General features: G+C 41.8%; 10 protein-coding genes. 1 reads left to right on the plus strand and 9 read right to left on the minus strand.

What is annotated here, in order from left to right; translation table 11 throughout:
* Positions 1-59: 59 nt before the first annotated feature.
* From DXC01_RS17690 to DXC01_RS17700, 3 genes are all read right to left on the minus strand, one after another.
* A complete protein-coding gene (locus DXC01_RS17690) occupies positions 60-1277 on the minus strand; it encodes an AI-2E family transporter (RefSeq protein ID WP_199705035.1) in 1218 nt (405 codons plus the stop codon).
* Between the two features lie 91 nt (positions 1278-1368).
* Positions 1369-2145, minus strand: a complete 777-nt coding sequence (locus DXC01_RS17695; RefSeq protein ID WP_118699488.1) for a sulfite exporter TauE/SafE family protein — start codon at positions 2143-2145, stop codon at positions 1369-1371.
* Positions 2142-2579 (minus strand): MarR family winged helix-turn-helix transcriptional regulator, encoded by a 438-nt coding sequence (locus DXC01_RS17700; protein WP_118254697.1) that lies wholly within the window; start codon positions 2577-2579, stop codon positions 2142-2144. The genes DXC01_RS17695 and DXC01_RS17700 overlap by 4 nt, the downstream gene beginning before the upstream one ends.
* Positions 2580-2875: 296 nt before the next feature.
* Here DXC01_RS17700 and DXC01_RS17705 point away from each other — a divergent pair, with 296 nt between their 5' ends.
* Entirely contained in the window at positions 2876-3454 is a 579-nt protein-coding gene (locus DXC01_RS17705) for a TetR/AcrR family transcriptional regulator (RefSeq protein WP_022213759.1), read from the plus strand.
* Between the two features lie 59 nt (positions 3455-3513).
* On the opposite strand, the gene DXC01_RS17710 is transcribed toward DXC01_RS17705, so the two are convergent.
* The 6 genes from DXC01_RS17710 to DXC01_RS17735 form a co-directional block, all read right to left on the minus strand.
* Positions 3514-5058: an AMP-binding protein gene (locus DXC01_RS17710; RefSeq protein ID WP_118699489.1), complete on the minus strand. Its 1545-nt coding sequence runs from the start codon at positions 5056-5058 to the stop codon at positions 3514-3516.
* A 77-nt stretch (positions 5059-5135) separates the two neighbouring features.
* Complete coding sequence (locus DXC01_RS17715; RefSeq protein WP_118254628.1) at positions 5136-5366, minus strand: acyl carrier protein; 231 nt, start codon at positions 5364-5366, stop codon at positions 5136-5138.
* A gap of 25 nt (positions 5367-5391) precedes the next feature.
* Complete coding sequence (locus tag DXC01_RS17720; protein WP_118699492.1) at positions 5392-6780, minus strand: condensation domain-containing protein; 1389 nt, start codon at positions 6778-6780, stop codon at positions 5392-5394.
* 241 nt (positions 6781-7021) lie between these two features.
* Positions 7022-7993 carry an alpha/beta hydrolase gene (locus DXC01_RS17725; RefSeq protein ID WP_243002501.1) on the minus strand — a complete coding sequence of 324 codons (972 nt, stop codon included), beginning with the start codon at positions 7991-7993 and terminating at the stop codon, positions 7022-7024.
* Between the two features lie 311 nt (positions 7994-8304).
* Positions 8305-8595, minus strand: a complete 291-nt coding sequence (locus tag DXC01_RS17730; RefSeq protein ID WP_118254632.1) for a hypothetical protein — start codon at positions 8593-8595, stop codon at positions 8305-8307.
* A 168-nt stretch (positions 8596-8763) separates the two neighbouring features.
* Complete coding sequence (locus tag DXC01_RS17735; RefSeq protein ID WP_118699490.1) at positions 8764-9351, minus strand: LytTR family transcriptional regulator; 588 nt, start codon at positions 9349-9351, stop codon at positions 8764-8766.
* Positions 9352-9444 lie beyond the last annotated feature (93 nt).

A 9444-nucleotide genomic window follows, 5' to 3' on the forward strand; every position in this document is an offset into this window, starting at 1 on the left:
GCTTTATCCCTTCTATGCAACTCTTTTATTGTTAATGTTCACTTCAGCGGCCTTGGCAATCAGTCCTCTCTCTGATTATCTGCTTGGATTGGATGATCCTCTTCCGTATATTTCTCTATTTCTGTCGTTGTTACCCGTTTGATATGTTGTTTTTTCAAACGCAGATATACGTATTCCCGAAAAATAGTATAAAATACCGACAGCAGTGGAATGAAAACAAGCATGCCTACAATCCCCATAAGATTTCCGCCGATTGTAACTGCTGCCAGCACCCAGATTGATGGAAGTCCTACAGATTCACCAACAACATGAGGATAGATCAGATTTCCTTCAATCTGCTGCAGCACCAGAAATACTATTATAAACAAAATTGCCTGCTTCGGGCTTACCATAAAGATCAAAAAGCCTCCTACTGCACATCCGATGAAAGCCCCGAAAATAGGAATCAATGCTGTAAATGCAATTAACACTCCAATCAAAAGTGCATATGGCATCCTCAAAATACTCAGTGTGATAACAAACATACATCCGAGAATCACAGCTTCCAGGCACTGACCTGTAAGAAAGTTTGCAAATGTCCGATATGTCAGAGAACAGACTTTAAGAAAAGCATCTGCTTTTTGTTGTGGAAGAAATGCGAAAAATACTTTTCTGATCTGTAAGTGCAGCTTTTCTTTCTGAAAAAGGACATAACAGGCAAAAGAAAAGGCAATAAAAAAAGTCGCTAATCCACTGACTATGGAACCCACAGCTGACATCGTCGTATTCATCATATTTCCGGCACCGTTGCCAAGAAGACTTATTCCCCACCTGATTGCCTGATCCGGATCAAACTGTACCTGATCTACCAGCTTCATAATTTCCTGGTTATTATGGAAAAATTCTCGAATCCAGCTTTGCATCTGCGGAATAAAGTCAGAAATGCTCATCATCAAAGTTCCCATTGTTCGCGTAAGCTGCGGAATCACTCCGAACATCACCAATGCGATCACACCAACTATTAATACAATAGTAAGAAGCAGACTTATTGGTCTTGCCAGTTTTCCAGCTATCTTATTTTCCTTTTTTACATTTTTAAAAATTGTCTTTTCCAAAAAGCTCATTGGCACATTCGTCAGAAATGCGATTGCACCACCAAGTATAAACGGAAATACAATACCCCATATTGCTTTCAGCACACCGAGCACCACATCAAACTTCCACAGGGCAACCACAAGAAATGCCGTAAACACAATCAGCTCCCTGATTTTTTTTATAGATATTTTGTTTAAATCCACTATTTTCCTCCCTTTTTTAATCTTTATCTGTTACTCAAAGCTTATTGACCGCTTTCAAGAATGCCTCGGCATTCTTGCTGTGACTGTTATTCTATCCTATCATCGAAAATGCCATAACCACAACTCCCAATATCACCAGGATCACTCCCGTCGCGCGGTTCAATGTCTTTGGAGTTGCTTTGTTGGCAAATACAGCTGCGATTCTGGCCCAGAGAAATGTAAAGATCACACACAAAATCCATACTGACCAGTCAGGTGTACCGCCGATGGCGAAATGGGAGACAGCTCCGGTAAAAGCTGTGAAGGTCATAATAAATACGCTTGTTCCCACAGCTGTCTTCAGTTCGTAACCAAGAACCGATGTCAGGATCAGAAGCATCATCATACCACCGCCGGCACCGATAAAGCCACAGATAAAGCCTATCAGAATACCACAGATGACAGACTGCATGGCACGTTTTTTTGCAGATATCTGCGTCATGGCTTCTTTCGTAGTCATGACCGGACGGACGATAAATTTAATACCAAGAAGGAAGGTCATAAAAACAGAGAAGTTTCCCATTGTTGTGGATGGTACCAGGCTTGATACATAGCTTCCAAATATCGTAAACAACAGCACGGTAACCATCATGATCAGACCATTTTTCACATCCAGATTCTTATTTTTTCCATAGGTATATGCAGACACGGCACTCGCCAGTACATCCGAAGACAGGGCAATTCCCACTGCCATGTATGGATCCATTCCCAAAAAGGTAATCAGCATAGGACTGATAACCGCTGCCGCACTCATACCGGCGAATCCGGTACCAAGACCAGCACCCATACCGGCAAAAAATGTAACAATGACAGTTAATAAAACACTCATTTCTTTTTGTTCTCCTTTTGATAAATATTCAAATTCTCCTCTGTCTGTTCCATCACATGTTCGAAGATTTTCCGTGACTCCTCAGGCACTCCGGAAAACAACATTTCAAAAAATGCCTTCTGTATCTCACATCCCTGCTTCCATACATGTGCTGCTTTCTCCGTACAGATCAACTCTGTCTTTCTCCGGTCTCCCGGCACCTCCTGACGCTCAAGGTATCCTTCCTGCACCAGTCGTTCCACATGGACAGATACCAGATTTGCCTTGATTCCACGAAACTTTACAATATCTGCAGCATTTTTGTACTGTGGATTATTTTTCAGAAACATCAGTATATCCAACGAAGTCTGCGAGATGCCAGTCTGCTGACACAGAGGACTGCACAGCTGGTTATAGAGTTCCAGCAATTTATGTACATATTCTATACTTACCATTTTGTCCTTTTTCCTTTCTTCCGTTTTTAAATTGTTCATTTTTAGAATGTTCATTTTTGAAGTATTTTAGCATAAAACTTTCCCGCCTGCAAGTTTATATATTCATTAGATAAGATGGATTTTTTCACTTTCAACTTTAATACCAGACATTCTGACATGCTATTTTCCTGTTCTTATACTTCCGGATCTGTGTTATACTGTACTATATTGTAACTATTCAGAAGGCATTTTGACCCGTAACTGTGAGGGTACTGAACAGTTACACTATATTTATGAGATATTGGAGGGAATCGACTATGCAAAATCCAATTCCTGATGAAAGATATTCTGTGGCAGACGAAGCCATCCTGGGAGCTTTTTTTAAACTCATAAAGCAAAAAGCTCCTGACCGGATCACCGTATCCGATATCACCAAAACAGCTGGTATCGCGAGAAGTACTTTTTATAATCATTATCAGGATATCCCCTCTCTTGTATCTGCTGTTGAGGAAAAGACGATCCATGATGTTTTTTCTATAATGGAAAAATTTCATCCGGAAAATGACCGCGATATCTGTCAGTCCTATTTTCTGACGATCTGTCGCTATACAATGGAAAATCCCTTCCTTGCCGGTCTTCTGAGCACCCCTCACGGGAATGATTTGTTTGAAAAAATGCTGACCATGCTTCATCACTATGTCACCGCTACCACCTCCAGTGCCAGCCCCGACAGACACACAAAAGAAGAAATATCTTACGTGATCACCTGCGCGATCGGCAGCACGATCGGTGTGCTTCACAAATGGACCCGGGATAATTTTGATCTCGCACCGGAAGTCATTGCAGAGATTCTGACTCAGATTTTTCTTTCCGGCATGCTGCCTCTTTTATCCTGACTGCCCTGCATACAGGCACAAAAAAACCGTCTGAGCACTTTCACTCAGACGGGTGTTTATTATGCCTGCGGCTCGTCGATCAGGACATCCTGTCTCCTGATCTTCTTTGTCGTATTGCGGATAAACGGATTTTTTCGGATCACCAGGCCTGTAATGCGACGGTAAGTCGGCTGGTTTTTGTTGTATTCATCCAGAAATGCCTGAAGCTGTGACCTGATCATCTCAGTATCCAGTGCTTTTGCCTCCACAACTGCCTGTTCCGGATAAATTCGGGCTGTAAGACCATTGTCCTCGCCTGTTACAATCACTTCACCCACAAGCGGATTCAATGCAAGTTTGTTCTCAATTTCCTCAGGAGATACATTTTCTCCATTGGAAAGAATAATCAGATTTTTCACACGACCATTGATGAAAAGATAACCATCTTTATCAATATATCCCTTATCCCCGGTATGCAGCCAGCCATCTTTCAGCGTTTCCTCTGTCTCACGAGGCATCTGATAATATCCCTTCATGACACTTGTACCTTTTACCAGGATCTCTCCATCCTCAAATCTGATTTCCACATTCTCAAGTGGTCTTCCGATGGAACCCGGCTTATTGTTTTCCGGTGTATTATTGCTGATGACCGGAGAGCATTCCGACATACCGTAGCCTTCCAGTATCTGTATACCGTACTCTGCAAAACAGTCAATATAGTAAGGATCCAGATGTGCCCCACCGGTAAAAATCGTGTGCAGTTTTCCACCAAATACTTTTTCTGCAAGAACAGCTTTCGGAATCGACGGATCAGCAGCCGCCAGTCTCTTATAAATCGTCTCAATCATCATTGGAACCATGAGCATGATATCCGGTTTAAAAATGCTCATATTTCTGATCATATGAAGCAGGGAGTCATTGATACAGAGGGTCGCTCCCTGAGAAAAGCCCTTCAGCCAGTCCATGACCAGACAGAATGCATGATGGATCGGAAGTACACTGAGCATGGCTGTTCCGGGTTCTGCCGAGATTTTGACTGCCTCAACATTGGAAGCCAGATTATTCTGTGTCAGCATAACTCCCTTGCTCTTTCCTGTCGTTCCGGAAGTAAAGATAATTGTCGCAATATCTTCTGCATCCGGGCAGGAAGCATCTCCTTCGGCATTCTTTCCTGAATTTCTGAGTTCGCTGATACTATATGTATCCGCCGGTACATCCTCCACCTCTTCCTGGAGCATCCATACTTTCTGAAGTTTCGGACAGTTTGCAAGAAATGCTTCCAGATACGGTCTGTGTTTCGGACTTAAGAACAGTGCTTCGGAATCGGAACGGTTTATCAGATCGATCAGTTCTTCACACGGGAGTGCTGCATCCAGCGGCACCGCTGTAGTACATCCTGTAATAATTCCCAGATAGCTTTCGATCCATTCTATAGAGCTGGTTCCGATCAATGCAATATGCTTTCCCTCAAAACCTTCTGCAAGAAGTCCTTTTCTGGTGGAAATCACATTTTTCATCATTTCACTGTAACTTCTCTCCAGAATCTCTTTTCGGTTAAGCCATTTTACTGCCTTGACTTCGCCAAATTTCTGTACACTTTCTTCTAATATATCCCTGATCAGCATATCTTTCTCCTCCCTCACTGTTCTGTGGACTGATATTCTGTTAATTCTGTTCGCTCCGTTCACAAGCAACTTAGTTCTTACTGAAGCTCCTCAAGAAGCTTCAGTGCCTCCTCAAGAGTTGTAATTTTTGTCACTTCGGTTTCCTCAAGTTCAATGTCAAAGGTATCCTCAAGCTCACCCAGAAAAGACATGAAATCCAGAGAAGTAAATCCCAGATCCTCACGGAATCTCATCTCACCTGTCATCTCTTCCGGTTTCACTTTGCTGTACTGCGCTACAATATTTTTAAATTCCATTTCCTGATTCATTCCATTTCCTCCTGATTTTTGATTTTTATACCTGTTCCATGATCTCGCCGATGCTCATATCCGGCTCTGCAATTCCCTTAAACAGAATACGCATCATATAATAATAAAGCAGTTCCATGTCATGTTCCTCAAGATGAGCAGTCTGATAATGATATGAGAAGTTCATGCCGCCATCCTCAGTGTGAGATACGGTCAGATACATTTTTTTGGTTGCGGCACCGTTTGCAAACCATTTGGCATGCTGGCGAACGGTTCCAAGCATTTCATTCTCCACCTTCACCGGCATTGGCTGATAGGTAAGATAGCAGCTTTCATAGCTGGTATGCTCCGGTGTATGATATCTCTTTCTCATCTCATCCACGATAAGTGCCGGATCGTAATTGCTGTGCATATAAATTCGATTCTGCATATTCTGGATTTCATAAGCTGCCGAGAGAAAATCTGTCTCCGGTGAGATCACTGTTCTGCACGGAAACATAATAGTTCTGCTTCCCCCGGAAGTCCATTCATCATGGGTAGAACGTCTGGATATAAAATTCTGAATCGTAATATCTTCTTGTCCGTTATTTACTTTTGACAGATAAGTACGGATACCAAGCAGAAGCAGATTTGTCATGGAAAGCTGATGATTCATACAGAAATCCATCAGGTTCTGTGTCGCATACGGTTCCAGATGATAATCCTTTACTGCAACAAACAGCTCATTCATCTCAATATCAGAAGCACGAAGCTTCGGATCCCCATGACGCTTTCTTGCTTCCTCCAGTACAGATGGTCCCTGAATATCAGAATATAACGGCTCGCCCAGTTCATCCAGCTGGTCATCCCAGAATTTTTTATCTTTTGCAAAACGCTTTTCATTGCCCGCTTTTGCAAGATCTTTTTTCAGAACCGTCTCAAAATCAACCAGTTCCTGTGGGCAGGCCGTTCCATATTTATAATGCGTATATAACTGGAACAAATCTCCGATCATAACTACAAGCCCACAGGAATCGATCAGTCTGTGATCCATATGTAAAAAGAAACCATTGTATCCTTCCGGAAGCTTCAGCATGGTAAATTCGCACATCGGGATATTATCTCCGTCAAATGTTTCATACGCCCACTGCTGCATCAGCTCATCTGCCTTTGCCAGGCTTTCCATTCCTGACAGATCCTTCAGTTCAATATCACGCGGATCCTGTTTTTCAATGTACTGTTTTACATTTCCATCTTTATCCGGTTTCGTAAAACGGACTCTGGTACAGTCTGAACGCTCCATTTCCATCTGAATACATTTCTTCAGTAATCCAAAATCCAGTTCTGCCTGTACAGAAGCCACAACACTTACACCAGATACCTGCTGTGTACCATAATCCATGATCCAGTTGTGATGCATTTTCTGAGCTGCCGTCAAAGGATAATAATTTCTCATATAATAGATAACCTCCATTATCCCGGTATTCCTCTTTATCCGAGATAGAAAAAACATTATTGTATGCTTCAGGTCAAAAAATATCATACCTTCTCGGGAAATACCAGTACCCCTGGGACTTAATGAACACTTTACAAAAAATTGACCGGGACTTATCATTCATTTAACATAACAGTTCAAATGTATATTCCCTGTTATGTACCATGTCTGATAAATCCCGGTCGGGATTCTTTATGTCCGTTTAATCGTATTTCTCAAAAAATTCCATCATCTTGTGCTGATACAGTTCCGGATCCGCATAGGCACTGCACAGATGCCGTGCCCCCGGTATGATCACCAGTTCCTTCTCTGCCCTGCAGAGCATGTAATTCTGAAAAGAATTATTCGGATACACATAGGTGTCCTTCTCTCCATGGAAAAACAGAACCGGTCTTGTATTTTTTTTTATGGCTTCTGTAGTGTCTGCATCTTTCATATGAAATCCTGCCACAAGAGAACAGAACCAGTCCAGTTCCATCAGAAGCAGTGGTATATGATGCAGGTGGAACCAGTTAGCTGCCATATCACGCATCTGTCCTTCCATAGACTGAAAACCACAGTCCGCAATCAGGCCTTTTACCTCTGCCGGAAGTGTATGTCCTGATGCCATCAGTACAGTAGCAGCCCCCATAGACTGTCCGTACAGATAAATCGGGAGCTTCTCTTTATTTCGTTCAGATACATAGACTGCCCATTGCTGCACATCCCATTGCTCCTTTGCTCCAAAGGTGATATATTTTCCCTCGCTGTCACCGCAGCAGCGATGTTCTATAAACAGGACATCACATTGATGCTCATGCAGATATTTTGCCATAAACGACAAGGTGCCAAACCGGCTGCCACGATAACCATGGCTTAATATGACGATCCTTTTTGCATCTTCTGCCGGCAGATATAATGCATGCAGTTTTAATCCGTCAATACTTTTGATATAACAGTCCTGCATTTTCTGCTCAAAACACCATGCCTTACTCTCATTGTATTCTCTGGCATAACCGTTCTGGGGATGATTTTCCCTGATATGAGACAGCTCAAACCATTTCTTTCTTTCCTTTTTGTGCTCTCCTCTTTTGCAGCAGACCACCATGTTAAAAAAGCGCCATCCCATCTCCAGCACTCCAAGAAAGACAACCGACAGTATTGCAAACAGCTTAATAAATTTTTTCTTCATCATGATTTCCCCACAGTTCACATTTTAGAATAAGAATCTTGCCCAGCCAAGCAGATGCTGTACCAGAAATATTTTTCTCTTTTGTTTTGGAGTCAGCAGACAACTATAATGACAACAGCACTTTTTCGGATCTTATGCTGGCTCATACTCCACCTGCTTTCAAGTTTTAATACTTATAATTCTTTTGATTTATAGTATTATACTCTCCAGAGCCGGCATATACAATCCAATTTTTTCTGTGTGTCTTCAGGATTATAAATATGATTCAACTGTGTGTTTCTCCAAAGGCTGGGATTCGCTGTATCCGGAGCGTCCTAATCCAGAAAAGCATATGCCGTCTGACTCCATACAACCTTCCCGTTCTCATCACAAATATCCAGAGTATCCGGAGAAGCAAGCAGACCTTTGGTCGCGTTCTCAAACTCCGCAGTATCCTCGAAGTCCAGCAATGCATAAACTTCCTGATTTGCGTCAATCGTATACTGGGTGGCTGGTTTGCTTTCCGCTGTTAATTCTGATGTTGCAATTGCGGTCGAACTGCTACAGACAGTCATGGTAAGTGCCAATGCGGCGGCAATCAAAGTACTTACTTTTTTTCTTTTCATGATATCTTTCCCCCTTTATCTTATAAAAAATTCAAATATTCTCTGTTGCCTGATACTTTCTCCTGACTCGCTTAGTAATTTGTTTATATAATAAAATGTCGCTTTATTCCAGTCAATAAACATGGAACAAAGCGACATCCAAGCGGCTTAAAGCGACATATTTTTTAGCTATTTTGTACAATTTCTCAGGTATGTATTCCATATTTTATGGACATTATTACTACTGTCAACTGCCTTAATCCTATCCAGATCAAACAAGATACAGCCACAATGTCCCTTAAAGGTAGGAAAACAGATTACCTTCAGGTTGGTGTCTATCTCCGGGCTATAATCCATAAGTTCCAATACTTCTCCATAAAGTGCCGAACGTTCATAACTTCGCAGCCATTTCGAATCCATATTGGAAAACAAACTGCCAAAAGATTTTCCCAGCAACTGATTCAGCGAAAGCTTTTCTAATCTGGCAAGTTCCTGATTTGCATAACGGAAAATCCAGTCTACTGCATGACTTTCTTCATTAAACACCATTTCTATGTCCGTAAATGCAATAGGCAGATATTCAAAAGAACTATAATAACGTCGATATTCTTCTTCTGTAGCCGGAATACCGCTTTTTCCCAAAGCATTAATCATTCTTTTCTGCTTTTCCTGAATCTCGGCCACTATTTGTTTTTTCTTGCGGACAGTATACAACAATTCTTCTCCATTACTGAGATCTACCGTATCTGTCACATCATGAATCGCTTTTACAGACACAATACAGCCTCTATGTATTTTTACAAAGTCTTCTGTGAATTAAAAACTCTATCCTCACATGACTGAAGTCACGTGCTTCCGGACGCTTTAGGC

It is taken from the genome of Blautia sp. OM07-19, assembly GCF_003481595.1.
Lineage (GTDB): Bacteria > Bacillota > Clostridia > Lachnospirales > Lachnospiraceae > Blautia_A > Blautia_A intestinihominis.